Below are 26,327 nucleotides of genomic sequence, written 5' to 3'. Positions count from 1 at the left end.
AAGAGTGGCGCGGGACGAGAGGAAGGACGACTGCTACTTGACGCTGCCGACGGCGAGGCCCTCACGCAGCAGCCGGAACGACAGCACGTAGACGGCCAGCAGCGGCAGCGAGGAGATGACCGCGAGAGCCATCAGCCCGGGCCAGTCGATCCCGTACCCCGACGTCTGCTGCGCGATGAGAGCGCTGATCGGGTAGTTGACCGGAGAGAGGAAGAGGTTGATCGCGAAGAGGAACTCGCCCCAGGCGACGAGGAAGATCAGCGAGCCGACCGTCGCCATGCCGTTTCGAACGATCGGGACGACGACGGCGAAGAAGGTGCGCAGCCGACCGGCCCCGTCGATGGAGGCGGCCTCTTCGATGGCGTCGGGCACCGCGGCGAAGAACGGTCGCAGCAGCAGCACGGCCCACGGCAGCAACATCGCTGTATCGGCGAGGACGAGACCGGCGGTGGTGTCCAGAAGACCGAGCCTGCTGAAGATCGCGAACAGAGGGATGATGCTCGCCGTCTGCGGCACCATCTGCAGGAAGATCAGCAGCCCGAGGACGAGACCGGCGACGACGCCGTCGACGCGGCGCAGCGCGTAGGCGAACGGGACGCCGAGCGCGAGCACCAGTGCAGTGGTCCCGAGGGCGATCTGCGCCGACTGGGCGAGCGCCGTCGCGAGGGCGGGGTTCGCGAGCGCCTCCGCATAGGCGTCGAAGGAGGGCGCAGAGAGGATCGCTCCGCCGACCACGTCGCCCTGGCGCTTGAGGGAGGTGAGCACGATCCAGACAAGGGGCAGCCCGTACAGGACGTAGAGCACCACGCGTACGGTGAAGGCGACCGGCTCCCGGGTGCGGGACGGTCGCGCGACGCGGGTCGCAGCGCCGCCTCGCAGGCGGGTCAGGGGGGCGGTGAGGGTGCTCATCAGGACTCGCTCCTGGTCGATCGGACGTAGACGACGGCGAGGACCGCCACGATGGCGAGGGCGATGACGCCCGTCGCGGAACCAAGTCCGTAGTCGTGCTGGACGAAGGCCTGGGAGTAGCTGAGGTAGGGCAGCGTGGACGTCGCGTCTCCGGGGCCGCCGGCGGTCATCACGTAGATGAAGTCGAAGCTGCGGAAGGCGTAGACGACGGTCAGGATCGCCAGGATGACGGCGGTCGGCCGCGCCGCGGGGATGAGGATGCTCCGGATCTCCTGCCAGCGGCTCGCGCCGTCGACCGAGGCCGCCTCGAGGATCTCGGGGTCGATGCCCAGCAGAGCCGACCGGAAGACCAGCGCATTGAAGGGGATGACGGCCCAGGCGTTCACGATCGCGACCGAGAGCAGCGCGAACCTCGCGTCGTAGAGGAAGGGGACGCCCTCCGCCGAGAGGCCGGTCGCCCGCACGAGCGTGTTGACCAGACCCTGATCGGCGAGGAGGAACTTCCAGATGCTGCCGTTCACCACGGGCGGCATGGCCCAGATGAACACCATCATTCCCAGGAGGAAGGCACTGCCCAGCCGGGAGGAACGGAGGGCGATCGCCGCTCCGAGTCCTCCGACGACCCCGACGACCGTGACCAGGACCACGAAGGCCCCGGTGCGCAGCGTGGCGCCGCCGAGGTCGGAGCCCTGGAGCAGCGCGAGGAAGTTCTGCACTCCGACGAACGGCCAGTCCCCGTTGAGGGTTCCGGAGCTGACCTCGCTGACGCTCATCCTCATCAGCAGGTAGATGGGGTAGAGCGACAGCGCCGCGAGCAGCACTCCTCCCGGTGCGGCGAAGCCCAATCGGCCGCCGCCGACACCGGATCGTCTCCGGGTCGTGGTCGAGGTGCTGCTCACGGTCGTTCCGTTCTCTCGTCGGTCTCTGCTACTGCTGAAGCAGCGGCGTCAGGGTCGTCATCAGGTCGCCCGACAGCTGCTCGGGGGTCCCGCTACCGGCGACCGCCGCGCTCCAGGACTCACCGACGGTCTGCAGCACCTTTGCGACGTTCTCGGACGGGATCGCCGGGTCGGGCGAGGTGTGGCCGTCGTCCTGAAGGATCGCCGCGAACTGGGAAAGGATCGGATCGCTGCCGACCTTGTCGTCGGCAGCCGCGTCGGCGCGGGCGGGGATCGAGCCGAAGGCGTCGAGCAGCGTCAGCTGCCCCTGCTTCGAGAAGAACTCCTGCTCGAGGTACTCCTGCGCGAGCTCCTTGTTCTCGGAGAAGGCGCCCACGTTCTGCACCTCACCGCCGAGGTAGACGGAGCCGTCTTCACCGACGGGGATCGGCACGACCCCGTACTCGAACGCGGCGTCCTTCTCGGCCGAGGTGATCTGCCAGTTGCCGTTCACGGCGAAGGCCGTGTTCCCCGCGGCGAACTGCTGGAAGGGGACCGTCTGGTCCCACGTCGCCGCCTCCTTGGTCAGATAGCCCTTCTCGGTCCAGTCCTGCACCATCGCGAACGCGTCCTGCAGCGGCTGCTGCTCGGGTGCGGCGTAGTCCCACCCGGCACGCGAGAGCCACGGGAACGCCTGCCACTCTCCCTCGGAGTTCGCCTTGCCGGTCAGCGTGATGCCGTCCTTCCCGGCGGCCGTGGCCAACGCGAGATCCGCCTCGAGCTCCTCGAACGAGGTGGGAGCCTCGACACCCAGCTCGGTGAGGATGTCCTGGTTGTACCAGAGGCCGATCAGGTTCACGAAGCCCTGCACGCCCATGACGTCGTCACCGACCTTCTGCACGACGGCGTCAGGGAACTGCCCGGCGTCGGCGTACTGGTCCCACCACTCGTTCATCGGCTCGATGGCCTTCGCCTCGGTGAGGGTGAAGGTGTCGGCGGCGTTGTAGACGACCACATCGGGGCCGGTGCCCGTTCCCGCGGCCTGCACGAGCTTGTTCGTCAGCTGGTCGAACGGAACGTAGACGTTCTCGACTGCGACCCCCTCGTGCGTCGACTCGAAGTCCGACGCGAGCTCCTCGAGTCCGGCGGTCTGGCCGTCGACGGAGTAGTAATGCCAGACGGTCAGGGTGTCGCCGCCGTTCCCGGCCGAGGCGCCTCCTGCGGACGACGGCGTGCAACCGCTGAGGAGAAGGGCCGCAGTGGCGGCTGTGACCGCTGCGACAATGCTGATCCGGGTGCTGTGACGCCTCACGACGTGCCTCGCTTTCACTGTCTTCATTGACTCGGCCACCTGGTGCCAGGCATTTCATCGATGAAATCGAGGACCGCTGTCGGCGATAGTAGAGCCGCCGGGCAGCCTCCGTCAATATCCGCGATTCACCCGGTCATATCGCGGTGCGCTGGTCGAGGCGTGCATACTGTGCGCACCAGTTCATCGATGAAACGGAACGGCCATGACCTCGCACCCCGTCCACCGAGCGCACGGCATCGTGCACCCCGCCTTCACGGTCGGGACGATCGATCCGCGGCTCTTCGGATCGTTCGTGGAGCACCTGGGCCGAGGCGTCTACGGCGGCTTGCTCGATCCTTCGCACGAGAGCGCCGACGCCGACGGATTCCGCACCGACGTCCTCGCGCTCGTCGAGGAGCTCGGAGTCACGACCGTCCGCTACCCGGGCGGCAACTTCGTCTCGGCGTACGACTGGCGCGACGGCATCGGTCCGGTCGAGAATCGTCCCGTCCGGCTCGATCCGGCCTGGCACACCGTCGAGCCGAATCGCTTCGGGATCGACGAGTTCGTCCGCTGGTGCCGGGCGGCGCGCGTCGAGCCGATGATGGCGCTGAATCTCGGGACCGACGGAATCCGCTCGGCCCTGCACCTGCTGGAGTACGCGAACCACCCCGGCGGCACGACGCTCTCGGACGAGCGGCGCGCGAACGGCGCCGACGAGGCGCACGACATCCGGCTCTGGTGTATCGGCAACGAGATGGACGGGCCGTGGCAGATCGGCCATCTCAGCGCCGGCGAGTACGGGCGTCTCGCCGCCCGCACCGCCGCCGCCATGCGCGCACTCGACCCCGACCTCGAACTGATCGTCTGCGGCAGCTCGAACGACCGGATGGCCACCTTCGGAGCCTGGGAGCAGGAGGTGCTGCTGCACACGGTCGAGCACGTCGACTTCGTCTCGTGCCACCAGTACTTCCGCTACGACGGCGACCTCTCCGCGTTCCTCGCCTCCGGCGTCGCCATGGACCGCTTCATCACCGCCATAGCCGACACGATCGGACAGGTCCGAGCACAGAGGCGATCAGAGCGTCCGATCGCCATCTCCTTCGACGAGTGGAACGTGTGGGACTTCGTCGCACACGATGAACGAGTCGCCGGAGGGCTCGAATGGGAGGAGGCGCCCCGACTCCTCGAGGACCGCTACACGGCAGCGGACGCCGTCGTCGTGGGCGACATGCTCATCAGCATGATCAACAGAGCCGACATCGTCCGGGCAGCGAGCATGGCTCAGCTGGTGAACGTCATCGGTCCGATCATGACCGAGCCGGACGGCCCCGCCTGGCGGCAGAGCACCTTCTGGCCGTTCGCCCAGGCACGGCGCTCCGCCGGCGCCACCGCGCTCCGGACCGTCGTCGAGGCGGACAGCACGGGAGCGGGCGATGACTCCGCTCCCGTCCTCGCCTTCGCCGCAGCGGCGCACGCCGACGGCTCGCTCGACCTGATGATCGTCAACCGCGCGACCGACGGCGTCACGGACACCACTGTCGACCTCACGTCGTTCCCCACCCTCACGGTGACAGAGGCACTGATCCTCCGACACGAGGACCCCTTCGCGACGAACTCGGCGGAGCTCCCCGACACCGTCACTCCGCGGCCCCTCGCCGTAGCGCTGACCGACGGCGTCCTCTCGCTCCGGATCCCCGCCATCGCCTGGGTGACCGTGCGCCTCTCGCCGACCGTCGACCTGAGATGATCGGGGAACGCTCATGGGAGGGATGATGCCGATGCCGCGATCGCGAACCCGCCCGGTGACCATGGCCGATGTCGGCGCTGCTGCAGGCGTCACCGCTCGCACGGTCTCCAACGTGCTCAGCGGCAACGCCAACGTCAGACCCGAGACCCGCGATCTCGTCCTCAAGGCAGTCCGCGATCTCGGATACCAACTCAACGTCTCCGCGCGCGGACTGCGCACCGGCCAGACCGGGCTCATCACCCTCGCGATCCCGGATCTCGCGATCGAGTACTTCGGCCAGCTCGCGACGGTCATCATGTCGGAGGCCGAGCGGCACAGCTGGACCGTGATCATCCAGCAGACCGGAGCGCGCCGAGACGCCGAGATCGCCGTTCTCTCCGGCTCCAGCCGCCAGCTGTCGGACGGACTGATCTTCCAGCCCCACGCACTCGGCCCCGGAGACGAGAAAGTACTCGTCGGGGACCGCCCACTCGTTCTCCTGGGCGACAGGATCTTCGACGGCCCGGTCGATCACGTGACCATGGCGAACACAGCCGCCGCGGCCACCGCCACGCAGTACCTGATCGACCGCCAACACCGGCGCATCGCCGCGATCGGCAGCAACCCCGCCGGCGGATCCGTCAGCGCCGCAGCACTCCGCTTGGACGGATACCGCGGTGCCCTCGAGGCGAACGCGATCCCGTTCGACCCCGCCCTCGTCGCGGTCGCCACCGAGTGGCACCACGCCGACGGCGCCGTCGCGATGACGCGGCTGCTCGACTCCCGCGTCCCTCTGGACGCCGTCTTCTGCTTCAACGACACCCTGGCCTTCGGGGCACTGCACGCACTGCACGTTCGCGGCATCCGCGTACCGGAGGACATCGCCGTCGTCGGCTTCGACAACGTCACCGCCGCCGCCTACGCGATACCCGCCCTCACCACGATCGATCCCGGCAGCCGCCAGATCGCCAAGACGGCCGTCGACCTCCTCGCTCAGCGCATCCGGAACGGCCCTCCGGCGCACCCGAGCGAGATCGTCGTCGAGCACTCGCTCATCTCCCGCCGCAGCGCGTAGCACAAGCACATTCGTCAGCGACGAGCCGGTCCGCGCCCGAGAACACGTCTGGCTTTGATCGCTGCGACTTTCTCCTTCGTGCCCTCGTACCAGGGCACGGTGCGCAGCAGCGCGGCCCTCGATCCGGTGGAGAGCATTACGGCGCGGCCGCGGGGCATCGCTCCGAGCTCGTCCACGGTCAGGATCCGTTCGCGCTTCAAGGCGGTCGAGGTTGAGCGGACGCCCTTGTTATAGCTGGCGGAGATCGTTTCGCGGTCGTAGTCACCGACGAGCTCGGAGACGTTCTGCAGGAAGTCGTTCTCCTTGACGCTGCCGAGGTAGAGGAACGCGTTCGACGCGCTCCACAGCTTCAACATGCCCTCCTTTCCCCGTGCCGCTCATCCAGGCGTCGATCCTCCCGCCCGACGGCAAGCGCGCCTAGCCGCGAAGCCCGCGTCTCTGCGGGACGGAGGCGCCTTCGTTTCCGCGGCGGGACGGCGCTCGTCGCTCCTGTGGTGGAAGCGCGCCCGTCACTCCTGCGTGCCCGTCACTCCTGCGTGCCCGTCACTCCTGCGCGGCCGCCGCGAGGGCACGGTCGAGCCAGTCCGCGAGCAGCAGGCGCTCCGCGGGCGTGAGGCCGGCGAGCTCCGGTGCGAGGGCACGGACGCCGACGAGGGCGGTGAGCCGCCCGCCGTCGCCGGGGGAGGGCGGGTCGGCGAGGATCCCCGCGAGCACGCTGTCGAGCGCGGCGTCGGCGAGACCGGGGTCGCGGTCGGCGGCGGGGGTGGAGAGCAGGGTGGTGACCACGCCGGTGCCCGCCGCCTGGATGAGGCCGACGGCGCGCTCCTCCGGCACTCGGAGGCGGCCCTCGGCGGCCACGCGCTGCACGCGGGCGGCGAGGACCCGCCGCCCGGAGAGGGCGGCCGGCGATCCGGAGGCGCGGCCCGGATCGCTGAGGAGGCGGAAGAGCGCGGGGTTGGCCAGGCCGAACTCCACCTGCGCGGCCCAGCCCGCGCGCAGGTCCTCGACCGGGTCGACGCCCCCGGCGACGGCCGCCTCGACCGTCCGCGCCTTGGAGTCGACCCAGGTGGCCAGCACGTGCTCCGCGACCGCCTCGAGCAGGCCGTCCTTGTCGCCGAAGAGGCGGTAGATCGCCGGGGCCTGCAGCCCGGCCGCCTGGGCGACCGCTCGCGTGGTGACGGCGGCGGGGCCCTCGTCGCGGAGGAGGCCGGCGGCCGCCTCGACGATGCGCAGGCGCGTGTCGGTCGGAGGTGTGGAGCTGGTCACGTATCGACGCTAGCGCACGGTTGCTATCAAGGGAATTCCGTGGTTATCTTCGTCGTGGGATCGCTGATACCCCTCATCGGAAGGCTCTCCCCATGATCATCGTGACCGGTGCCACCGGCGCTCTGAACGGCGCCACCGTCGACCACCTCCTCGACTCCGTCCCCGCCTCCGGAATCGCCGTCGTCGCCCGCGACGCCTCGAAGGCCGCCCGCTTCGCGGAGCGCGGAGTGGAGGTGCGCGTCGGCGACTACGCCGACCCCGCCTCCCTCCCGGGCGCCTTCGACGGAGCGGATCAGCTGCTCCTCGTCTCCTCAAGCGATCCGCGGGCCGACGCCGTCGCCCTGCACCGCACCGCCGTCGAGGCGGCCGTCGCGGCCGGAGTCGGACGGGTCCTCTACACGAGCCACCAGGGAGCCGCCGCCGACACCCCCTTCGGCCCGGGCCGGGACCACGCGGCGACCGAGCGCCTGCTCGCCGAGTCCGGACTCGCCTGGACGTCGCTCCGCAACGGCTTCTACGCGCACAGCCTGGGTCTGTTCCTCGGACCGTGGCGGGAGACCGGAGTGATCGAGGTCCCCTCCGACGGCCGCGTCTCGTGGACGGCCCGCGAGGACGAGTCGGAGGCGGCCGCCCGGCTCCTCCTCTCGGGGAGCCCGCACGACGGGCCGGTCACGCTGACCGCGACGGAGGCTCCGACGTTCGAGGAGATCGCCGGGATCGCGGCCGAGGTCGGCGGGCGACCCGTCGAGCTGCGCGTCCTCGGCGACGACGAGTGGGTCGCCGCGCGCGTCGCGGCGGGTCAGCCCGAGTTCCTCGTGCGCTTCACCCTCGGGATGCACCGGGCGGCCGAGCGCGGCTTCTTCGCGGGCACCGGCCCCGAGCTCGGGCGCCTCCTCGGACGCGAGCCGCGCAGCGTCCGCGACCTGCTCGAAGCCGGACCGGCAGCCGTCACCGGATGACGCCGGGCGGGCCGTCCCGGGCCCGCCCGCGCGCCGCGGCACCGCGCCGTCCGCCGAGGCGCCGCCGAGGGAGCGGTGCTTCGGCGTCAGGGCGGTGTCCCGACTCCCTCCGCACGACGACGGGAGCCCGCCGCACCGGTGAGGTGCGACGGGCTCCCGGGGAGTGCCGTGCGTCAGCCGCAGCTGCGCGCGCTGTAGGGCGCGGTGGCCGTGGCCGTGACGGTCTTGCCGCCGACCGTGGCCGTGCCGGTGACCGTCGCCTCGCCCGCGGCGAGCTGCGTCGAGCGCACCGTGAACGCGGCGGAGCCGGAGGCGCCCGGCTTCACGCCGGCGATCGTCTTCACGCCCTCCGGGGTGCTGATCGAGACGTCCATCGGCACCGTGTCGCCGTTCCTGCCGACGACCGTCAGCACGACCTTGCCGGCGACGCAGCGCGACGTGGCGGTCGCGCTCACCTTCAGCGAGGACTGCACGGTGACCGTGACCTGCACCGGCATGCGCGACGCGTCCTGCGCGACGCCCGAGACCGTGAAGGTCCCGGCCGTGGCGTAGGCGGCGGGCGCGACGGCGTCCCAGGTCACGTCGACCGTGCTGGTGGTGCCGGCGGCGGTCGTGATCGTGGCGCGGGGCAGGACCGGCGCGGTGCCGACCGTGGTCGTCGCGGTCAGCGGAGCGACCGAGGCGACGGCCAGGCCGGGGGCGTAGCCCTCGAGCACCTTCTGGTACTCGGAGCGCGTCACCGGGATGACCGTGCCGTGGCGCGGCTTGCCGCCGTCGGCGTTCTGCGGCAGGCCCGTGCGGAGCTTCGCTCCGAGCGGCTGCCAGGAGTCGCCGTTCGCGAGGTCGTCGGTGCCGAACGGGATGTAGTGGTTCGGCCCGTCGTGGTAGTTCGGCTGGTCGATGAAGAGGAACCAGTCGAGGCCGTTCACGTCGCCCTCGTTGGCGGGGAAGACGTTGGGGCCCTCGCCGCTGGTGAAGGTCTTCCCGGGCTCGCCGTTGGGCAGGCCCGAGGCCACCTTCTCCTTGACCAGCGACCACTCGTCCGCCGGTCCGCCGGTGCCGGGCAGCGAGCCCGAGACGGTGGCCAGCAGGTCGGTGCTCTTCTCCTCGCGGAGGGTCATCGACGCCTCGTCCTTGGTGAAGCGGTAGTAGGTGTCGCCGTCCTTCGCGACCGTCGAGTCGATGGTGCCCTTGCCGGCGCCGCGCTTGACGTCGATCCACGGCTTCGCCTCCGAGAAGGAGGTGAAGTCCTCGGTCGTCGCGTACATCATCTGGTTGTAGGTGACGGAGGCGCGGTCGGCCGTGTTCGTGGTCGGGTACATGTTCGAGGCCCAGAACACGACGTAGGTCTGGAGCTCGTCGTCCCAGTACGCCTCGGGGGCCCAGGTGTTGCCGGCGAAGTCGGTGGAGACCTTGACGTGGCGCTGGGCGGACCAGTTCACCAGGTCGGTCGACTCCCAGACCTCGATGTACTTCGAGCCCGACTTCTGCGCGGTGTCGAAGCCGCCGGGGAGCCCGTCGATCTTCAGGTCGGTGGCGAGCATGAAGAACTTGTCGCCCTCGTGCGAGCGGATGATGAACGGGTCGCGCAGGCCCATCGTCCCCAGGTTCGAGGTGAAGACCGGCTTGCCGCCGTTCAGCGTGTTCCAGCTCAGCGCGTCGTTGCCCTTCGAGGCGGCGAGGCTGATGCGCTCGGCGCCGTCGCCCTCTCCGGTGAAGAACGCCCAGACGTACGCCTCGGTGTCGTCGGTGCCGGCGGGGAGCGGCTGCACCCGGAGGGTGAAGTCGCGGGTCCGGGTGGTGGATCCGCTGGTCGCGGTCGCGCGGACGACCACGTCGATCGCGGGGCTCCCGGTCGCGGGGCGGTCGACGTCGATGGTGCGGGTGCCGGCGGCGCTGCCGTCGCGGACGGTCGCTCCGCTCGGGCTGACGACGCTCCAGGCGATGCTCGAGCCGAGCGTGCCGGTGGTGGGCACCGAGACGTTCGTCCGGATGTCGCCGACGTTCGGGATGGCGATCGCGGCGAGGTCGCGCTGGACCTTCGTCGCGTCGTCCAGCTGCGCGGCGACGCGCACCGTGTAGTCGACCGAGCGGGTCTCGGTGCCGACCCTGTAGGTGGCGGTGAGGGTGGCGGTGGCGTCCGGCTGTCCCGCGGCGGGGCGCATGACGATCGCGGTGCCGCCGGTGATGGCCACGGCCGCGCTGTTCGACGTCCAGGTGATGCCGACGCCGCTGGCGGTGGTGGGCACCGTGAAGCCGGCGGTCGCCTCCGTGGGCACCGTGACCGACGCGACGGCGCGGTCGAGGGCCTGCGAGGAGTAGAGCGCCTGCACGGAGCTGCTGCTGAGGGCGCTGTCGTAGACGGCGAAGTCGTCCATCTCGCCGTTCCAGCCCGGGTCGTTGTAGGTCGAGCGCGCGATGTACGCGACGAGCGACGGGCCGAACGAGGAGACGTCGCGGGCGATCGTGCTCTGCGAGATCTGCGCGCCGTTGACGTACACGGTGAGCTTGCCGGTCGAGCCGTCGATGACGGTCGTGTAGAGCGAGAGGCCCGAGGGGGTGCGCGCGCCGACGGTCGGGGCGCCGGTCGCTCCGGCGCCGATCTCGGTGTTGTAGGGAGCGCCCGCGTTGACCGAGTTGGTGACGACCGACTTGGTGTAGCCGGAGAGGTTGCTCGGGTTGAGCAGCCAGTAGCCGGAGGAGAACGAGGCGCCGGAGGCGACGGGCGCTCCGACGAACGCGGCGGCGACGTTGCCGGTGCCGCCCTTGTGGGCGAGCCAGGTGGAGAAGGTCAGGTCCTTCTTGCCGACGAGGCCGGCGGTGGGGATCTCGAGGTAGGGGGCGGCCGCGGCGGATCCGCCGGGGAGGCTGATGAGCCCGTTGCGGAACTGGGCTCCGGAGCCGCGCAGCGTCGCGCTGTAGCCGTTGCCGCTGGTGTCGGCGACCGTGGTGCCGGTGGGGGCGGTGTCGAACGTGTAGTGGAGGAGCGGGGTCTCGGTGGCTCCGAAGGCGGAGCTGGGGACCGTGGCGCCGAGCAGCGCCGTGGCGGCGACGGTCGCGACCGCCAGAGCGGTCCTCACCGCCGATCGTGATCGTCTCATGCAGATAGGCCCTCGTGATCGGGTGCGGCGTCGAAGCACGATCCGCAGGGCCGCGGAGGTGTGCGTCTTCGCACGGTATGTGAACGTGAACATCCTAGATCGCGGGGCCGGATCCTGACCAGACCCCGGGAGAGGTCTGCGGGCTCGCGCAGAACGCCGGCCGGACGCGCGGTTCCTCGCCTCTCGACCGAGGGGCACTGCTCTCCGCCGACGTTCTGCAGGAGCCGGCCGGGTGGCACGATGTCCGCATGGCCTCCGATCGCCCCGTCCTGCTCGTCGTCGACGTCGCCGACGGCGGCCGCGAGGATCCCGAGTTCGAGATCGAGTTGCAGCTGCTGACCGCGAGCGTCGTCTCGGCCGCCACCGCCGCGGGCTTCGTGGTCGACCGCGTCCCTGCCGAGCAGGCCGGCGCCGCCGAGCTCGAGCGCCGGCTCGCCGCCGCCGACGCCGTCGTGGTCACGGGAGGGGAGGATGTCGACCCGTCCCTCTACGGCGGCCGACCCGACGACCCGCACCGCGGCCAGTCCTTCCCCGCCGCCGATCGCGCGCAGATCGCGCTCGTCCGCCGGGCCGTCGAGACGCGGACCCCGCTGGTCGGGATCTGCCGCGGGATGCAGCTGGTCAACGTCGCTCTCGGCGGCGACCTCGTGCAGCACCTGCCCGGCGCGGGTCACGTCGGCCGGTCGGTCCCCGGCGAGCACCTGTCGGGGATGGTCGACCACCGCGTGGCGCTCGAGCCGGGCAGCGCCCTCGCTCGCACCCTCGGCGCCGCCGAGCTCGACGTCCGCAGCTCCCACCACCAGGCCGTCGACCGTCCCGGCGAGGGCCTCGTCGTGGTCGGCCGCGCCGACGACGGCACCGTCGAGGCCCTCGAGCACGAGTCCGCGCCGCTCTGGTGCGTGCAGTGGCACCCGGAGGACGCGGGCTCGCGAGGCACCGTGCTCACGGACCTGCTCGAGGCGGCGCTCGCCGCGACCGCTACTTGATCGACCCGCGCATCACTCCGCTGACCACCCAGCGCTGCGCGAAGAGGTACACGATCAGCAGCGGCGCCATCGCCATCAGGTAGGACGCGAAGGCGACGGTGTAGTTCGTGTTGAACTGCCCCTGGAAGACGTACTCGGCCAGCGGCAGGGTGCGGGCGGACGGGTCCGAGAGCACCACGAGCGGCAGGATGAAGTCGTTCCACGCCCACACGCAGGTCAGGATCCCGACGGTCGCGTTCATCGGGCCGAGCAGCGGGAAGATCACCTGCCAGTAGGTCCGCCAGGTCGAGGCGCCGTCGGTGCGCGCCGCCTCCTCGAGCTCGATCGGGATCGAGCGGATGAAGGCGGTGTAGATGAACGTGTTGATCGAGAGCCCGAACACGGCGTAGAGCAGGATCAGCCCGGCCTGGTTGTCCAGGCCCAGCAGGGCCGTCTCCTTCACCACCGGCAGCATGATGATCGGGAACGGCACGAAGACCGCGGCGAGCAGGTAGAAGTAGACGCCCTTGAAGAACGGCCTGTGCATGTTCCGGGCGACCGCGTAGGCGACCATCGAGTTCGAGAACAGCGTCAGCACGACGGCTCCGACCGTGATCAGCGCGGTGTTCACGAAGGCCTGCGGGAAGCGGGTCGCCGTCCACGCCTCGGCGAAGTTGCCCCAGGAGATCGAGGTCGGCAGCTCGAACCCGGTGCCGCCGAGCTGGTCGGGCGTCTTCAGCGCGGTCACGACGGCGAAGTAGAGCGGCAGGAGGATCGTCAGAGAGCAGACCGCGATGAGCGCGGTCGCCCACCAGTTGATCCGGTAGGTGTCGCGGGAGGGCCGGCGCCGCCCCTCGGGCTCGCCCAGGGCGATCGCGGTCGTGGGGGTGATGGTCGATGTCATCAGAACGACGCCTCTCTGCGGCTGAGGACTCGGAACTGGATCAGCGAGACCACGATGATGATGAGGAAGTAGAGGACGGCGTTGGCCGTCTGATAGGCGTACTCGCCGCCCTGGAAGCCGCCGCGGTAGATCAGCAGCGTGATCGACTCCGTCGAGGTGCCGGGACCGCCGTTGGTGAGGGCGATGATGTGGTCGAACACCTGGAGGAAGTTCTTCATCGAGATGACCATGTTGATCGTGAAGAAGGAGGCGATCAGCGGGAACGTGATCGAGGTGAACTGCCGCCACCTCCCCGCTCCGTCGAGCGAGGTCGCCTCGTAGAGCTCGCCCGGGATCGTCTGGAGTCCGGCGAGGTAGATGATGATCGAGAAGGCCGAGGCCTGCCAGACCGCCAGCACCACGATCGCCACCCACGCCCAGTCGGCGTTCGCGAGGATGTTCTCGCCGATCACCGGGATCGCGCCGAGGATCTGCGGCAGCGAGTTCGCGAAGAGGTACTGGAACACGTAGCCGATGACCAGGGTCGAGAGCACGTAGGGGATGAAGTAGATCCCGCGGAACGCCGTCTGGAACTTGATCCGCGCGTTGAGGGCGACGGCGATGGCGAGCGAGATCACGTTCACCAGCACGGTCGCCACGATCGCGAAGCCGAAGGTGAACCCGTAGGCCTTCCAGACGCGGTCGTCCTGGAGGAGCGCGAGGTAGTTCGAGGCGCCGATCAGGTCCCACGAGCCGTAGCCCGCGTAGTCGGTGAAGCTGAAGAAGATTCCGGTGAGGACCGGGACCGTGTGGAGCACGAAGAAGAGCAGGACGGCGGGGACCGTCATCCAGTAGAAGGTCTTCGAGGTGCGCCCGATGGTGCGCTTGCGGCGCGCGGGCGGCGGAGGAGTGGTCGCCACCGCCTGCGCGGCGGCCGTCGTGGTCGTGGTCATGGGGTCACTTCCTGGTCGTGCGTGCCGCGACTTTGCGCCACTCACTGTCGAGGGTCCGGAGCGCCGCGTCGGCGTCCCCGCTGGCGAGGAACGCCTGGAGCGTGGGGTTGAGCGGGATGCTCGCGGGGATCTGGTGGTCGACGAAGCCGATCAGCCGTTCCTGCTCGAAGTAGGGCTGCAGCTCGGCCAGCGTGGGGTCCGAGTTGTGTGCGGCGCCGACCAGCGGCGAGAAGGCGGCCTGGCTCGCGACGTACGGCTCGACGACTCCGGGGGTCAGCAGGAAGTCGACGAAGCGGCGGGCCGCGTCGAGCTTCGGAGTGCCGCGGCCGATGGCGACGGCCACGTCGACGCCCGAGGTGACCCGCGTGTCCGCCGGGTCGTCGAGCACCGGGTAGGGGAAGACGCCGAGGTCGATGTCCGGGTTGTTCGTGCGCACCGGGTTGATCGCCCAGATGCCCTGCGGGTACATGGCCGCCTCGCCCGCGGCGAAGGCCTGGTTGCCGTCGTCGTAGCCGCGGCCGAACAAGCCCTCCTGCGTGTACGAGAAGAGCTGCCCGAGCCGCTCCATCGTCGTCGCGTAGTCCTTCGAGAACGAGACGGGGGAGTCGGGGCCGAGCGCCGCTCCCTCCTCGCGCATCGCGTCGAAGAAGCCGTCCGGCTGCAGCTGCCCGCCGAGCGCGTTGAAGGCGGGGGCGCCGGTCCAGTTGTCGAGCAGGGCGCCGTAGAAGGGAGTGATCCCGGCGGCGGTGAGCGTCTCGCAGACGGCGATCAGCTCGTCCCAGGTGGTCGGCACCTCGATCCCGTTCTCGGCGAAGATCGTGCGGTTGTAGAGGATCCCGTCCGCGTTGTTCGCGAAGGCGAGCGCGTTCACCTCCTTCCCCTCGAAGCTGCCGAGGGCGGCGAGGATGTCGAGGGCCGCCGGGTTCACCCGCTCGACGAGCTCGTCGCCGGTGAAGTCGTGGAACACGCCGGCCTTCGCGAGGTCGGCGTAGTAGCCGCTGCCGTTCAGGGTCAGCACGTCCGGCACCTTGTCCTTGACGAGCAGGGTGCGGATGGCCGTGTCGGGGTCGGGCACGTTGTTGGCGATGACCCGGATGTCCGGGTTGGCCGCCTCGAACTCGCGGATGATCCGCGCGAAGTCCTCCACCGCCTCCGCCTTGAACTGGAAGAAGTCGAGCGTGGTCACTCCGTCGCCGGCGCCGGGGGAGGCGCAGGAGGCGAGGGCCGCGGCGGACACCGCGGCGAGCGGCACCGAGAGGAACAGCCGCCGGGAGAACCCGGGGGGATGCGGATGAGCGGACATGCGGCGCCTCCTTGCGCGTGGGGACAGGTCTCAGGGCGCGCTCGACCGCGGAGGGCGGTGCGAGAGCAGGTGCGGCGGCGGGGGAGCGGGGTCGGCTCCGGCGCCGGGAGGGCGGGTCAGAGGGCGGTGAGCACGAGCACGACGAGCTGCTCCGGATCGAGGACGGGGGCCTGGATCCCGACGGTGCCCAGCACGCGGCCGCGGAGCGCGGTCCCGTGCTCGGCCCAGCCGAGCGGCGACTGCCCGGGGCCGCCGAGCGGCGACGTGACCGGGGCGAGCGCCACGGAGTAGGTGCGCTCCGGGTCCAGGCCCGGGAGCGTGATCCGGCCGGGCGGGTAGGTCTCGCCGGTGCGGAGCTGGGCGAAGGTGAAGAGGGCGGCGGAGCGGTCGGCGGCGACGACTCCGGAGAGCGAGGCGGCGTCGTCGGCGAGGTCGGCGCGCACGACCGTCCCGGTGTGCAGCAGCGCCCGGTGCTCGCGGTGGAAGGCGACCCAGGCGGTCAGCTCCTCCTCGACGGCGGGGGCGAGATCCGAGACGTCCCACTCGATGCCGAGGTGGCCGGGCAGCGCGGTGCCGGCGCGGAAGGCGAGCGAGTGGGTGCGCTGCGTCGAGTGCGACCGCGGCCCTCCGATGTGCTGCCCCATCAGCTCGGGCGGCACCACCAGCTGGGTGAAGGGCTGGATGGTCTGCCGCTCGAGCGGGTCGATGCAGTCGCTCGTCCAGATGCGATCGGTGCGGGCGAGGATCCCGAGGTCGACGCGGGCGCCCCCGGAGGCGCACGACTCGATCTCGACGCCGGGATGCCGGGACCGCAGCTCGTCGAGCAGGCGGTAGAGCGCGAGGACGTTCTCGTGGACGGCGGAGCGGCCGGTGGCGGGCGAGACCGCCTCGATGACGTCGCGGTTGTGGTCCCACTTGAGGTACGCGATCGGGTACTCGATCAGCAGCGCGTCGAGGGCGTCGAGCACGTGCTCGAACGCGCCGCGCTGCGAGAGGTCGAGGACCTGCTGCTGCCGCCCCGAGGCCGGGAGGTGGCCGGCCGGGCCGAGGATCCACTCCGGGTGCGCGCGGGCCAGGTCGGAGTCGGGGCTGATCATCTCGGGCTCCACCCAGAGGCCGAACTGCATGCCCAGGCCGGTGACGACGTCCGTCAGCGGGGTGAGGCCCTTCGGCCAGACCGCGGGATCGACCATCCAGTCGCCGAGCGCGGCGGTGTCGTCGCGGCGGCCGAGGAACCAGCCGTCGTCGAGCACGAAGCGCTCGACCCCGATCCGCGCGGCCCGCTCGGCGAGGGCGGTGAGGCGAGCGAGGTCGTGGTCGAAGTAGACGGCCTCCCAGGTGTTCAGGGTGACGGGCCTCGGAGTGACGGGGTGCTGCGGGCGGGCGCGGAGCGACGCGTGGAACCGGGCCTGCAGAGCGCTGAGCCCGTCGCCCCAGGAGCCGTAGGCGACCGGGGTCTCGTAGCTCTCGCCCTGCGCGAGCTCGATCTCGGCGGGCCGCAGCAGCTCGCCGGCCGCGAGGAGCGAGACGCCCTCGACGGTGCGCTCGGCGCGGAGCGAGGTGTCGCCGCTCCAGCCGAGGTGGACGCCGTGCACGAGCCCGCGCTCCCAGCCGAAGCCGGGCGTGCCCGCGGCGAGGAGGAGGGTCGCGTCGGCGCCGGGGCGGCCGCGGCGGGTGCGGCGGGTGTGCTCGCCGATGGTCAGCGGGCGGCGCTGCGGGTGGCGCTCGCGGAGGTGGTGCCCGGTGGTGTCGAGGATCTCGCGCGCGGTCGCGGGGAGCGGGAAGCCGAGCTCGAAGCGCTCGAGGCGGAACGGGCGGGCGTCGAGGTTCTCGACCCGGGCGCGCTGGGTGAGCAGGCCCGCCGCATCGACCTCGAGGTCCACGGTCAGCCGGACGCCCGCGCCCGTGGCGACGGTCCGGAGGGCGGAGCCGAGCGCCTCGATGCTCTCGACCTCGAACCGCTCCGACGCGGCCGCGCGCTCGTGGGTGCCCTCGAAGGTGGGGGCGTGCTGCCAGCCGTCGGCCTCGACGGCGACGAGGCCGAACGGCGCGAAGGCGTCGAGCCCGCCCGAGACGCGCTGGGGGAGGGCGGCGTCTGCCAGGGCGGATAGTTCGGCGGCGGAAAGATCTCCGAGCGCGGCGCCCCAGTGCGCGATGGTGGGGAAGGTGACGAGGCGGGCGTCGACGACGACGCTGGTGCCCCCGTCCTGCACGTGGAAGAGGCGCGATTCCCGGCCGGAGAGGGTCACGGAGTCGTTCGTGGGGGCGATGCTGCGGTGCATGGCTTATTTCTAGAGCAGAAGTAATAGGGGTGTCAAGAGCGGCGAGAGTGACCGGATCCGTTCCTGGAGCGGCGCACTGCCGGTAGCTTTCTACCAGGCCGGAAAGAAGGAGCCCCGTGACCGACACCATCGTCGCCGAGGACGCCTCCGGGAGCTCCTCCGAGCTCCTGGCGCGCGAGGTCCTGATCCACGGTCCCGTCTCGCGGGCCGAGCTCGGCCGCCGCCTCGGCCTCTCGCCCGCCAGCCTGACCCGGCTCGCGCGCCCGTTCCTCGACGGCGGCCTGGTCGTCGAGGGCCCCGAGCAGAGCACCGGAGTCGGCCGCCCCGCCCGCCCGCTCGACATCCGCGCCGACGCGCTGAGCTTCGCGGGCGTGAAGATCACCGGCACCGAGGTCCTCGCCGTCCGCACCGACCTGCGCGCGCGGACCGCGCGGGAGCTGGTCCGCCCGCTGCCCGGCACGGAGCCCGCCGACGTGATCGCCGCGATCGTCTCGGTCGTCGACGAGCTCGGCGGCCCCTCCGCTTTCGCCGGCCTGGGCGTGACGCTCGGCGGGAGCATCGCCGCCGACGGCCGGGTGAGCCGCGCGCCGTTCCTCGGCTGGCGCGACGTCGACCTCGCCGCTCCGCTCTCCGCCGCCCTCGGGCTGCCGGTCGCCCTCGAGAACGACGTGGTCGCGCTCACGGGAGCCGAGCACTGGTTCGGCCGGGGCCGCGGCATCCCGCACTTCGCGGTGCTCACGGTCGGCGCGGGCGTCGGCTACGGACTGGTGGTGCACGACCGGGTGGTCGCGCCCCCGGAGGCGGGGCTCGGCCTGGGCGGCCACTACCCGCTGGATCCCACCGGCCCCGTCTGCGAGGCCGGCCACCGCGGCTGCTCGACCGCGATGCTCAGCCTGCCCTCGCTCCTCCGCCAGCTCTTCGTCGCCACCGGCCGCGAGCTGACCCTGGCCGAGGGCTTCGCCGCCGCTCGCGCGGGCGACCCCGGTGCCGAGCGCATCCTCGCCGACTCCGGCACGGCGCTCGGGACGATGATCGCCGCGATCGGCAACCTCTCGATGTCCGGCACGGTGATCCTGGCAGGGGAGGGTGTCGCCCTCTACACGGAGCAGGCCGCGGTGGTGGACGCCGCGATCGCGGCCACGCGCGACCCGGACGCTCCGCCCCTGGTGCTGCTCGTCGACGACGGCGGGCTCGTGGAGTGGGCGCGCGGCGCGGCGGCCGTCGCGATCCAGCGGCTGCTGCCGCGGATCGCGCTCGGGACGCTGGGGTAGCGGGGCTCCGCGGCGCGCGGGTGCTCGGGGTGCCGGGTCTCCGCGCCCAGTGGGCCGTCGGCACGCTCGCCCGGCGGGTCTCAGCGCCGCGGAGGCTCGGGATGTCGGCCCGGCGGGTGTCCGCTCCGGGCGGGTACCGGGACGCCGGCCTCGCGGGCTAGACGCCGAGCGCCGAGCCGGGCAGGTCGCTCTGCAGGCCGTCGACGATCCGGCCGAACGCCGCGATCGCCTGGTCGTCGCCGAGACGGCCGGAGTCGACTCCTCCGGCGATGCGCAGGACCTCGGCCCGGCGCTCCGCCCGCTCCACCGCGTCGAGCCCGGAGGCCCCGATCGCTGCGGATGCGCGCACTCGCGCGACGATCGTGCCGACGTGCCATCTGCCGCGTGCCATCTGTCTCCTCCTGAAGTCCCCGACCTTCTTCGGAGCGGACGCACACCCGGATGGGTGCGCGTCCCCGCGTCCTCACCCCCTGTCGCTCCGGCGATGCGTCACGAACGGTCGTCATCCGCCCGCCGTGGCGACCGTTCGTGACGCATCGATCGAGCTGGGGAGGCGGAGCGCCCGCTCGCGGAGAGGGGTCCGGGGCGCCAGACTGACGGCGAGCGGAGGGAGGCACGATGCGACGCCTCCGCGCCCTCGCCGCCGCGCTGCTCCTCCTGCCCGCCCTCGCGGCCTGCGCGCCGGCAGGCGCGACAGGCGCCCCGAGCGGCACCGCGGCTGCGACCACCGCCACCCCGGCTCAGGCCACCCCCGACCCGGCCCGCTCCTCCGCCCCGGCTCCCGGGGTCACCGTCTCCGTCCAGCAGAACCGCTCCGACATCGCCGGCGGCACCATGGCCTTCGAGGTCCACAACGGCAGCGGCGCCCCGATCGAGGTCACCGCGGCCCGCCTCGTGGACCCGCGCCTCGCCGTCCCGCTCACCTGGACCGGCGGCACGGGCGTCCCCGACGGGACCTCGCGCGACCTCCGCGTCGATGTGCCCGAGCCCGCCTGCCCGGTCGCGGAAGCGCCCGCTGCGCTCGAGGTCGTCCTCGCCATCGACGGCCACGGCGAGCACGCGTACCCCGCCGACGACCCGTTCTCGTTCGTCGACGCTCTCGCCCGGTCCGGCTGCTTCGCCCGCACCGTCGACGCCGACCTCGCCCTGCGGATCGACACGTCCGGAGGCGCCGCGCACGAGCCGGCGCGCCTCACCATCACCGCCGACGTCCGGGGCACCCCCCTCGTGCTCCGCAGCGTCGACGCCACGATCCTGCTGCAGCCGCCCGACGCCGCCGACGCCTGGACCCTCGACCGCTCCGTGCCCGCCGGGACCCTCGACTCCGTGGTCCTGGACGCCGTCCCCACCCGCTGTGACACCCACGCGCTCGCCGAGGACAAGGTCGGCACGCGCCTGCCGGTCACCGTCGAGACCGCGGGCCGGCAGGGCACCGTCGTCGTCGCCGCGACCCCCGAGCAGAAGGGCGAGCTCTACGCGTTCATCACCGCGTACTGCGCGTCCTGAGCGGGGAGGCGGGGGTCCGGGGGTGCGGACGTCCCCGCAGACGCGCCTCGCCGTGCACCTCGGCCGTCACTCGCCGCCGCTCGCCCGCATCGGCAGGTTGCGCCGTCGGCCGCGCCGAGCCGGTCCCGCCCGCCGTGGGACGAGCCCGGCCTACCCCGCCCGGCTCGGCGCGGCTCAGCCCGCTCGACTCAGCTCAGCCCGGTTCAGCCAGCGCCCCGCTCCGCTGTGCGCGCCCCAGCCGCGCCCGTCCGCTTCACGCCGGCGCCGTGCTCAGCGCCTGCAGCCCCGTCACCCGCAGCAGGTCGAGCCGCGCCTCGTCCTCGCTGCCCGGCGCCACCGTGTAGACGACGATCCGCAGGTCGGTGCCCGGAGCCGTGAGCACGTCGCAGTCGATCGTGATCGGTCCGACGGGCGTCCGCGTCACCGTCTTCCGGCTCGCGCGGTGCTCGGCGATGCGCGCCTCCGCCCAGCGCCGCTCGAACTCGGGCGACTCCTCGCGCAGCCGGGCGACGAGGGCGGCGAGCGCCGGATCGCGCGGGTAGCGCCCGGTCGCCGCGCGCAGGTCGGCCGCGAGGTCGCTCGCGAAGTCCTCCTCGTGCTGCGCGTCGAACTCGGTGCCCGCGTGGCCCGAGGTGAAGTGCCGCCAGACGAGGTTCCGCTCCAGCCCGGTGAACACCGAGGGGTCGCCGTTGAGGGCGGCCCAGAGCGGGTTCCACAGCAGGATGTCGTGGGCCGCCGTGAACACCGCGAGCGGCACGTCGCCCAGGCGGTCGACGATCCGCTGCACGCCCGGGCTCACGTGCTGCGGCACGACGCCCGGCGAGGGGACGGCGCCGCCGGCGACCCGGTAGAGGTGGTCGCGCTCGCTGTCCGTGAGCCGGAGCGCCACCGCGAGAGAGCGGAGCATCGACGGCGACGGGTTCCGTGCGCGTCCCTGCTCGAGCCGCACCAGGTAGTCGACGCTCACGCCCGAGAGCGCCGCCAGCTCCTCGCGGCGCAGGCCCGTGGCGCGGCGGCCCGAGCCCGCGGGCAGGCCGACGTCGGCGGGACGGATGCGGTCGCGCCACGAGCGCAGCACCGTGGCGAACTCCTCCATGCCGCCCATCCTCCTCCGCCCGCCGTCGCCGAGCCAGGTACTGCCGGTCCCCCCGTCGAGCGCGGCATGGTCGAGGCCCGACCACCCGCGCAGGATGGGCGCATGACCACGACACTCATCACCGGAGCGAACCGCTCCCTCGGCCTCGAGACCGCCCGCCGACTCCTCGAGGCGGGCCACACCGTCTACGCAGGCATGCGCGACACCGCAGACGGCGACGCCGCCCGCGCGCTCGGCGCCCACCCCGTGCGCCTCGACGTCACCGATCAGGCGAGCGTCGACTCCGCGATCGCCTCCCTGCCCGGGCTCGACGTGCTCGTCAACAACGCCGGCGTGCTCGGCACCTCGTTCGGCGTCGACGACCTCACCCCGGAGGCGATGGCGGGCGTCCTCGAGACGAACGTCGTCGGCATCGTCCGCGTCACACAGGCCGCGCTCCCGCTGCTGCAGGCCTCCGCGGCCCCGGTCGTCGTGAACGTGGCGTCCGGAGTCGGCTGGCCGCGCTGGCTGAGCACCGAGGGCCACGACGAGTTCCCCGTCACCGCGATCCCCTACGCGGCGTCGAAGGCGGCGGTCGTCGCGCTCACCGTGCAGTACGCGAAGAACCTGCCGGCGATGCGGATCAACGCGAGCGACCCCGGCTACACCGCGACCGACTTCAACGGACACGGCGGGCACCAGACCGTCACCGAGGGCACGGACGCGACCGTCGCGCTCGCCCTGCTCGGCTCCGACGGGCCGACGGGCGAGTTCCACGACCGGCGCGGGCGCATCGAGTACTGAGCGGCGGGGAGGGCGGGCGCGACCGGCCGGACGCCGGCCCGGACCCGGCAGGCGTCCACGTGCCCGTTCGAGGAGCCGCAGCCCCGAGTCCGGCCTGCGTCCACGCGCCCGTTCGAGAAGATCCCGCCCCGACCCGACGTGCGTCCGCGCACGCCCGAGACGCGGTGAGGTCCCCGAACCCGCCCTCGGCGCACCGGCCAGCACATGGTGATGAGGTGTCCTGTCTGCGCGGTCACCGGTCCTCGGTGCTGGGCTGTGAGTGACGGCCGGAGCCGGGACGCTGCCCACCGCGTGACAGAGGGCCGGATGAACCGCCGGCCCGACGGTGCGTGCTCGCTCCGGTGCGCCTACCGACTCACCGCGTCTCGTGTCAGCTCTGCAGCTCGACCCCCCAGTTCGTCCTCTGGACGTCGGCGTCGAGCCCGCGCAGCTCGCGCGCCACGGCGTCGGCCTGCTCGCGCAGCTCCCGCACCGGCAGCGCGGGCAGGCGGCGCAGCTCGCTCCGGAGCTGGCGGTAGCCGCGCTCGCCGGCGGCCGCGTCGGCCGCGCGGGTCAGGAGGCTGTGCCGGGCGCGCAGGGCCTCGCGCCGGGCGAGCGCCGCGGTCAGCACCTCTCCGGTGGGAGTGGTCGCCGTCGCGTTGGTGAGGTTGATCGCCGTGACCAGCCGCTCGAGCTCGCCCAGCGCGCGCGTGCAGTCGGCGAGCAGCTCGGCCGGGTCCTCGGTCGGCTCCTCTCCCTCCTGGTAGGAGGCGTTCGCGACGATCCGCGACTGGAGGGCCTCGATCCGCTTCTGCAGGTCGGCCCGCTCGAGGAGTGCTTCGGCGAGAGTCATGCGACCAGGCAAGCACACATCGACGCGACCCGCGCCCCTAGGCTGCGACCGTGCCGCTGCAGAACCATCCCGGAGACGTCGAGTTCCCCGTCCGACCCCGGCTGCGCTACGCGCGGGCGGCCGATGCGCACCGTCGCGGTCAGGGCGCCGGACGCCGCGCCCTCCTGGTGACGGCCTTCGCGGCTCCGGTGGGCCTGGTCGGTTTCGCGTGGGGGCTCGCGCTCGGCGGCGGCGAGAGCGTCGTCGCGTTCACGGCGTTCGCGTTCGCTCTGGCCTTCGGGCTGCTCGCCGCCACGGTCGGCTTCCAGCAGTGGGATGCGCGCGCGCCGCGCCGCGAGCAGCTCGCCTACCTCGGCGCGGCCGACTCGCCGACCCCGTCCCTCCGCCAGCAGCAGCTGCTCGCGCTCGACGCGGTCAGCGACTTCTCGTTCGCCGGCTGGAACTCCTCCCTCGCGTTCCAGCCCTCGTGGGCCGAGCTCCCGGAGGAGCTGCGGCGCCGCTACGCCGACGGAGCGAAGGGGGCGCCCTGGCAGCAGCTGCCGCTGCATCCGCTCGTCGAGCACCGGGTCGCGCTCGACCGCGACTTCCGCATCGCCTCGGCCGACGACGTCGAGCTGCTGGTCGCCGACGTGCTCACCCGCGGGCCGCTCTCGACCCGCTTCGCCGAGGTCTCGGCCTCCGCCGACGCCGAGCGGATGCGCTCCCGGGTCGCCGCGCTCACGGGCGGCAGCGAGTTCCACCTCCTCGAGCTCGCCCAGGCGGTCGACGGGCGTCCGCCGCTGCTCCTGCTCGCGGGCGACGCCGAGCGCACGATCGGCGCGATCCGCTACGCCTACGTCGCCGGCTACCTCCCGGCGGCGCGCGCCTGGGAGCTGCTGGCCGCGGTCGGCGACCGCGTCTTCGAGCGCTACTCCGGCTGGGACGCCTACTGGGCCGACGCGGCCCTCGCCATCGCCTTCCGCACCGACTCGCTCGGCGCAGTGCAGCACCACCACCGTCTGCGCGCGGAGCTCGCGGCCTCGGGGTGGCCGGCGGCGTCGGTGCCGTACCCGGGCTGAGCGCGGGGCGGCTGCGGAGACGGTGCGACCGAGCTGGAGTGTCCGGATGGGAGGCGTGCGCCCGCGCGGTGACCTCCCTCGCCCACGGGGCTGTCGACGCGGAGAGCGCTGCGGCCCCGGGGTCAGCCCAGCTTCGAGGCGGGCACCGTCTCGAGGTGGAGCAGGTCGCGGCGCAGGCGCTGCGAGCGGACGTAGCTGCTCAGCACGTGCTCGGGCGAGGGCGGGGAGTCGCTCCCGCCGAGGAGGGCGCGCGCGGTCGTGAGGCGTGCGCGGCGGATCTCGTCGAACACGGTGGTGCCGTTCCGCGCGAAGGTGCGCTGCAGCGTCCGCTTCGGGACGCCGAGGCGCTCGCAGATCTCCTGGACCGAGAGGCGGGGGTCGGTGGACATCGCGGCGATCAGGGCGAGGGCGCGCGTGTAGACGTCCTCGCTGCTCTCGCGCGGCAGCGAGGTCGCCAGCACAGCGCCCGCCAGCTGCTCGACGGCGGCCCGCACCAGGGGGAAGGCGGGGGAGTCGGCGTCGAGGGTGGAGCCGAAGGTCGCGTTGACGGTCGAGAGCAGGATGCCGCGGCTGGCCGCGTCGGCCTCGGTGACGACGGCGCCACGGTCGGCCGAGTCGACCAGGCCCAGCAGCGGGCGGTCGAGGGCGATCTCGGTGCGGGCGCTCGGGGTGTCGGTCACGATCGTGAACGGGGAGTCGCAGTGGAGGAAGGCGATGTCGCCCGGCGCGACGCGGACCTCGAGTGCCGCCGGATCGTCCGGCTGGATCACGATCGCGCCCTCGAGCGGGATGATCAGGCGGACGCCCGGGCCGATGGCGGAGGTGCGGTGCAGGCGGGCCGGCGAGTGCCAGATCCGGAGCACGTCGACGCCGTCGCTGCAGAGGGTGTCGGCCACGATGCGGAACGCGCCGTTCGCGCGGACGTCGACGCCGCTCTGGGCCAGCCACGCGGCCGCCGCGGTGTCCCGGCGGGACACTCCGCGATCGACGATCGGTCGGCTGCCTTCTGCGATTCCCCTCACGGCGGAGTCCTTTCCTCTGGCGCGTCCTCCGTACGACGCGATCCCTCTACCCTGGCCGATCCGGCCCGGTGGTGAGAAGTCTTCATGCGATCGCATCGTCGCTCACCTCCACCGCAAGGTGTCGGATCCCGCCATCGGGGGGGGCGGAACCTGACCTCCGGGGTGCGCCTCGGATCGACGTGGACCTCGAGCGCGGCGACGTCGGTGAAGGGCCGGTCGTCGCTCGTGCGGCCCCGCAGCACGATGGAGTGGCGGAGCGTCCGGGGCGCCCTCAGCGGCGCGATCGTGTAGTGCGCGACGGCCACGAATCCCGCTCCCGGGGTGACCCGCTCGGGTCGGCCGACCACGGTGACCGGGGCCTCGTCGTAGTCGAGCTCGACGCCCGAGCCGTCGGTGAAGGAGCCGCAGAACAGGGCGAGATCGTGCAGGGCGGCGGTGCCGGAGTTGTGGAACTGCATCCAGAAGGTGATCACGGCGACGGAGCCGCGCGCGGGCGCGAGCCGCACCGCGCTGCCGTCGAGGACGAGGTGCGGAGGCGCATCGAGCGTCGGAGCTCCGAGCATCAGCCGCGCCGCCTGACGCCCGCCGCCGGTGCGGCCGCCGGTTCCGCTGCGCGTGCCGCCAGCTGCAGGAGGCCGCACGCGGCGACCACTCCGACGAAGGCGGCCGCCCAGCTCAGGTCCTGCTGGTCGAACTCCCGGACGTGCGCCGGGACGCCCGCGAATCCGAGGATCCCCTGGGCCGCGGCGACGGTGGCGAAGGCGAGCATCGCGGCCGTGGCGGCGACCGCGGCCGGAGCGGGCGGGTCGCCCTCCGAGTCCTGGGCGAAGCGGCGGACGGCGTGCGCGAGGGCGAGTGCGCAGAGGGCTGCGGCGACGAGGGCGGCCGCGGTGTAGGCCGGGCCGGCGGCCAGGAGGAGGAGGGCGCCGACGACGACCCGCAGGCAGGCCGGGAGGACACCGGGAGCGCTGCATCCGCGCGCGCCCGGGCCTCCGCCGAGGGCCGCGGCGAGGGCGCGGGACTCCTCGAGGCGCCTCCGGACGCCATGAGGACCAGCGGCGCGGAGCAGGGCGGTCGCGCCCGAGGCGAGCAGCGCGACGCCGACGAGCAGGGGGAAGACGAGGGCGGCCGCGGTGTAGGCCGGGCCGGCGGCCAGGAGGAGGAG

At 72.5% G+C, this 26,327-nt stretch carries 24 protein-coding genes; 8 read left to right on the top strand and 16 right to left on the bottom strand.

Features of this window, described 5'->3' with window-relative positions; translation table 11 throughout:
• Positions 1-33 precede the first annotated feature (33 nt).
• The 3 genes from C5C55_RS03350 to C5C55_RS03340 are packed head-to-tail and all read right to left on the bottom strand — an operon-like array spanning position 34 to position 3,099.
• Positions 34-909 carry a carbohydrate ABC transporter permease gene (locus C5C55_RS03350; RefSeq protein ID WP_104224039.1) on the bottom strand — a complete coding sequence of 292 codons (876 nt, stop codon included), beginning with the start codon at positions 907-909 and terminating at the stop codon, positions 34-36.
• Positions 909-1,808, bottom strand: coding sequence for a carbohydrate ABC transporter permease (locus C5C55_RS03345; RefSeq protein WP_146080880.1), 900 nt, complete (start codon positions 1,806-1,808; stop codon positions 909-911). Before C5C55_RS03345 ends, C5C55_RS03350 begins: the two co-directional genes overlap by 1 nt.
• A gap of 28 nt (positions 1,809-1,836) precedes the next feature.
• A complete protein-coding gene (locus C5C55_RS03340; RefSeq protein ID WP_181067754.1) occupies positions 1,837-3,099 on the bottom strand; it encodes an extracellular solute-binding protein in 1,263 nt (420 codons plus the stop codon).
• A gap of 202 nt (positions 3,100-3,301) precedes the next feature.
• Between C5C55_RS03340 and C5C55_RS03335 the strand changes: the two genes are divergently transcribed.
• Complete coding sequence (locus C5C55_RS03335) at positions 3,302-4,828, top strand: alpha-N-arabinofuranosidase (RefSeq protein WP_104232909.1); 1,527 nt, start codon at positions 3,302-3,304, stop codon at positions 4,826-4,828.
• Between the two features lie 31 nt (positions 4,829-4,859).
• Positions 4,860-5,882, top strand: a complete 1,023-nt coding sequence (locus C5C55_RS03330; RefSeq protein ID WP_104233020.1) for a LacI family DNA-binding transcriptional regulator — start codon at positions 4,860-4,862, stop codon at positions 5,880-5,882.
• A gap of 14 nt (positions 5,883-5,896) precedes the next feature.
• On the opposite strand, the gene C5C55_RS03325 is transcribed toward C5C55_RS03330, so the two are convergent.
• Both C5C55_RS03325 and C5C55_RS03320 read right to left on the bottom strand, forming a co-directional pair.
• Entirely contained in the window at positions 5,897-6,238 is a 342-nt protein-coding gene (locus tag C5C55_RS03325) for a TraM recognition domain-containing protein (RefSeq protein WP_104232908.1), read from the bottom strand.
• Positions 6,239-6,425: 187 nt separating this feature from the next.
• Positions 6,426-7,148: a TetR/AcrR family transcriptional regulator gene (locus tag C5C55_RS03320; RefSeq protein WP_104232907.1), complete on the bottom strand. Its 723-nt coding sequence runs from the start codon at positions 7,146-7,148 to the stop codon at positions 6,426-6,428.
• 92 nt (positions 7,149-7,240) lie between these two features.
• Here C5C55_RS03320 and C5C55_RS03315 point away from each other — a divergent pair, with 92 nt between their 5' ends.
• Positions 7,241-8,107, top strand: coding sequence for an NAD(P)H-binding protein (locus tag C5C55_RS03315; RefSeq protein ID WP_104232906.1), 867 nt, complete (start codon positions 7,241-7,243; stop codon positions 8,105-8,107).
• Positions 8,108-8,280: 173 nt separating this feature from the next.
• Here the strand turns inward: C5C55_RS03315 and C5C55_RS03310 are convergent, their stop codons facing one another.
• On the bottom strand, positions 8,281-11,187 hold the full coding sequence (locus tag C5C55_RS03310; RefSeq protein WP_181067752.1) for an immunoglobulin-like domain-containing protein: 2,907 nt from the start codon (positions 11,185-11,187) through the stop codon (positions 8,281-8,283).
• A 269-nt stretch (positions 11,188-11,456) separates the two neighbouring features.
• Between C5C55_RS03310 and C5C55_RS03305 the strand changes: the two genes are divergently transcribed.
• Positions 11,457-12,194: a gamma-glutamyl-gamma-aminobutyrate hydrolase family protein gene (locus C5C55_RS03305; RefSeq protein ID WP_104232904.1), complete on the top strand. Its 738-nt coding sequence runs from the start codon at positions 11,457-11,459 to the stop codon at positions 12,192-12,194.
• Here the strand turns inward: C5C55_RS03305 and C5C55_RS03300 are convergent.
• The 4 genes from C5C55_RS03300 to C5C55_RS03285 form a co-directional block, all read right to left on the bottom strand.
• The gene (locus C5C55_RS03300; RefSeq protein ID WP_347877594.1) at positions 12,187-13,077 is read right to left on the bottom strand and encodes a carbohydrate ABC transporter permease; all 891 of its coding nucleotides are present in this window, start codon (positions 13,075-13,077) and stop codon (positions 12,187-12,189) included. The genes C5C55_RS03305 and C5C55_RS03300 overlap by 8 nt on opposite strands.
• Complete coding sequence (locus C5C55_RS03295; RefSeq protein WP_104225874.1) at positions 13,077-14,009, bottom strand: carbohydrate ABC transporter permease; 933 nt, start codon at positions 14,007-14,009, stop codon at positions 13,077-13,079. The genes C5C55_RS03300 and C5C55_RS03295 overlap by 1 nt, the downstream gene beginning before the upstream one ends.
• 4 nt (positions 14,010-14,013) lie before the next feature.
• Complete coding sequence (locus tag C5C55_RS03290) at positions 14,014-15,312, bottom strand: ABC transporter substrate-binding protein (protein WP_104232903.1); 1,299 nt, start codon at positions 15,310-15,312, stop codon at positions 14,014-14,016.
• A 116-nt stretch (positions 15,313-15,428) separates the two neighbouring features.
• Positions 15,429-17,594, bottom strand: a complete 2,166-nt coding sequence (locus C5C55_RS03285) for an alpha-galactosidase (protein ID WP_104232902.1) — start codon at positions 17,592-17,594, stop codon at positions 15,429-15,431.
• Positions 17,595-17,710: 116 nt separating this feature from the next.
• On the opposite strand from C5C55_RS03285, the gene C5C55_RS03280 reads away from it, so the two are divergent.
• Positions 17,711-18,865 (top strand): ROK family transcriptional regulator, encoded by a 1,155-nt coding sequence (locus C5C55_RS03280; protein WP_104232901.1) that lies wholly within the window; start codon positions 17,711-17,713, stop codon positions 18,863-18,865.
• Positions 18,866-19,022: 157 nt separating this feature from the next.
• Here C5C55_RS03280 and C5C55_RS03275 read toward each other — a convergent pair whose 3' ends face one another.
• Positions 19,023-19,256, bottom strand: coding sequence for a hypothetical protein (locus C5C55_RS03275; RefSeq protein ID WP_104232900.1), 234 nt, complete (start codon positions 19,254-19,256; stop codon positions 19,023-19,025).
• 227 nt (positions 19,257-19,483) lie between these two features.
• On the opposite strand from C5C55_RS03275, the gene C5C55_RS03270 reads away from it, so the two are divergent.
• The gene (locus tag C5C55_RS03270) at positions 19,484-20,371 is read left to right on the top strand and encodes a hypothetical protein (RefSeq protein WP_104232899.1); all 888 of its coding nucleotides are present in this window, start codon (positions 19,484-19,486) and stop codon (positions 20,369-20,371) included.
• A 253-nt stretch (positions 20,372-20,624) separates the two neighbouring features.
• Here the strand turns inward: C5C55_RS03270 and C5C55_RS03265 are convergent, their stop codons facing one another.
• A complete protein-coding gene (locus tag C5C55_RS03265; RefSeq protein ID WP_104232898.1) occupies positions 20,625-21,467 on the bottom strand; it encodes a helix-turn-helix transcriptional regulator in 843 nt (280 codons plus the stop codon).
• A gap of 102 nt (positions 21,468-21,569) precedes the next feature.
• Between C5C55_RS03265 and C5C55_RS03260 the strand changes: the two genes are divergently transcribed.
• The gene (locus C5C55_RS03260) at positions 21,570-22,250 is read left to right on the top strand and encodes an SDR family NAD(P)-dependent oxidoreductase (protein WP_104232897.1); all 681 of its coding nucleotides are present in this window, start codon (positions 21,570-21,572) and stop codon (positions 22,248-22,250) included.
• Between the two features lie 370 nt (positions 22,251-22,620).
• Here C5C55_RS03260 and C5C55_RS03255 read toward each other — a convergent pair whose 3' ends face one another.
• The gene (locus C5C55_RS03255; RefSeq protein ID WP_104224023.1) at positions 22,621-23,082 is read right to left on the bottom strand and encodes a DIP1984 family protein; all 462 of its coding nucleotides are present in this window, start codon (positions 23,080-23,082) and stop codon (positions 22,621-22,623) included.
• A 50-nt stretch (positions 23,083-23,132) separates the two neighbouring features.
• Between C5C55_RS03255 and C5C55_RS03250 the strand changes: the two genes are divergently transcribed.
• Positions 23,133-24,140 carry a DUF1266 domain-containing protein gene (locus tag C5C55_RS03250; protein ID WP_104224022.1) on the top strand — a complete coding sequence of 336 codons (1,008 nt, stop codon included), beginning with the start codon at positions 23,133-23,135 and terminating at the stop codon, positions 24,138-24,140.
• A 122-nt stretch (positions 24,141-24,262) separates the two neighbouring features.
• On the opposite strand, the gene C5C55_RS03245 is transcribed toward C5C55_RS03250, so the two are convergent.
• The 3 genes from C5C55_RS03245 to C5C55_RS16445 form a co-directional block, all read right to left on the bottom strand.
• Positions 24,263-25,117, bottom strand: coding sequence for a helix-turn-helix domain-containing protein (locus C5C55_RS03245; protein ID WP_146085188.1), 855 nt, complete (start codon positions 25,115-25,117; stop codon positions 24,263-24,265).
• Between the two features lie 41 nt (positions 25,118-25,158).
• Positions 25,159-25,725 (bottom strand): hypothetical protein, encoded by a 567-nt coding sequence (locus tag C5C55_RS16245; protein WP_146080879.1) that lies wholly within the window; start codon positions 25,723-25,725, stop codon positions 25,159-25,161.
• The coding region (locus C5C55_RS16445) for a hypothetical protein (protein WP_219812980.1) at positions 25,725-26,327 on the bottom strand (603 nt) is incomplete at its 5' end. The genes C5C55_RS16245 and C5C55_RS16445, both read right to left, overlap by 1 nt.

It is taken from the genome of Rathayibacter sp. AY1C2, from assembly GCF_002931195.1.
GTDB lineage: Bacteria > Actinomycetota > Actinomycetes > Actinomycetales > Microbacteriaceae > Rathayibacter.
The sequence above is the reverse complement of the archived record's forward strand: the minus strand, read 5'-3'. Positions and strand labels throughout refer to the sequence as shown.

What these genes read in the sequence shown, in the direction of transcription:
- C5C55_RS03350 (WP_104224039.1), bottom strand. Translation starts at nt 909, where the DNA reads ATGAGCACCCTCACCGCCCCCCTGACCCGCCTGCGAGGCGGCGCTGCG.
- C5C55_RS03335 (WP_104232909.1), top strand. Translation starts at nt 3,302, where the DNA reads ATGACCTCGCACCCCGTCCACCGAGCGCACGGCATCGTGCACCCCGCC.
- C5C55_RS03330 (WP_104233020.1), top strand. Translation starts at nt 4,860, where the DNA reads ATGCCGCGATCGCGAACCCGCCCGGTGACCATGGCCGATGTCGGCGCT.
- C5C55_RS03325 (WP_104232908.1), bottom strand. Translation starts at nt 6,238, where the DNA reads ATGTTGAAGCTGTGGAGCGCGTCGAACGCGTTCCTCTACCTCGGCAGC.
- C5C55_RS03315 (WP_104232906.1), top strand. Translation starts at nt 7,241, where the DNA reads ATGATCATCGTGACCGGTGCCACCGGCGCTCTGAACGGCGCCACCGTC.
- C5C55_RS03305 (WP_104232904.1), top strand. Translation starts at nt 11,457, where the DNA reads ATGGCCTCCGATCGCCCCGTCCTGCTCGTCGTCGACGTCGCCGACGGC.
- C5C55_RS03300 (WP_347877594.1), bottom strand. Translation starts at nt 13,077, where the DNA reads ATGACATCGACCATCACCCCCACGACCGCGATCGCCCTGGGCGAGCCC.
- C5C55_RS03295 (WP_104225874.1), bottom strand. Translation starts at nt 14,009, where the DNA reads ATGACCACGACCACGACGGCCGCCGCGCAGGCGGTGGCGACCACTCCT.
- C5C55_RS03290 (WP_104232903.1), bottom strand. Translation starts at nt 15,312, where the DNA reads ATGTCCGCTCATCCGCATCCCCCCGGGTTCTCCCGGCGGCTGTTCCTC.
- C5C55_RS03285 (WP_104232902.1), bottom strand. Translation starts at nt 17,594, where the DNA reads ATGCACCGCAGCATCGCCCCCACGAACGACTCCGTGACCCTCTCCGGC.
- C5C55_RS03275 (WP_104232900.1), bottom strand. Translation starts at nt 19,256, where the DNA reads ATGGCACGCGGCAGATGGCACGTCGGCACGATCGTCGCGCGAGTGCGC.
- C5C55_RS03270 (WP_104232899.1), top strand. Translation starts at nt 19,484, where the DNA reads ATGCGACGCCTCCGCGCCCTCGCCGCCGCGCTGCTCCTCCTGCCCGCC.
- C5C55_RS03265 (WP_104232898.1), bottom strand. Translation starts at nt 21,467, where the DNA reads ATGGAGGAGTTCGCCACGGTGCTGCGCTCGTGGCGCGACCGCATCCGT.
- C5C55_RS03260 (WP_104232897.1), top strand. Translation starts at nt 21,570, where the DNA reads ATGACCACGACACTCATCACCGGAGCGAACCGCTCCCTCGGCCTCGAG.
- C5C55_RS03255 (WP_104224023.1), bottom strand. Translation starts at nt 23,082, where the DNA reads ATGACTCTCGCCGAAGCACTCCTCGAGCGGGCCGACCTGCAGAAGCGG.
- C5C55_RS16245 (WP_146080879.1), bottom strand. Translation starts at nt 25,725, where the DNA reads ATGCTCGGAGCTCCGACGCTCGATGCGCCTCCGCACCTCGTCCTCGAC.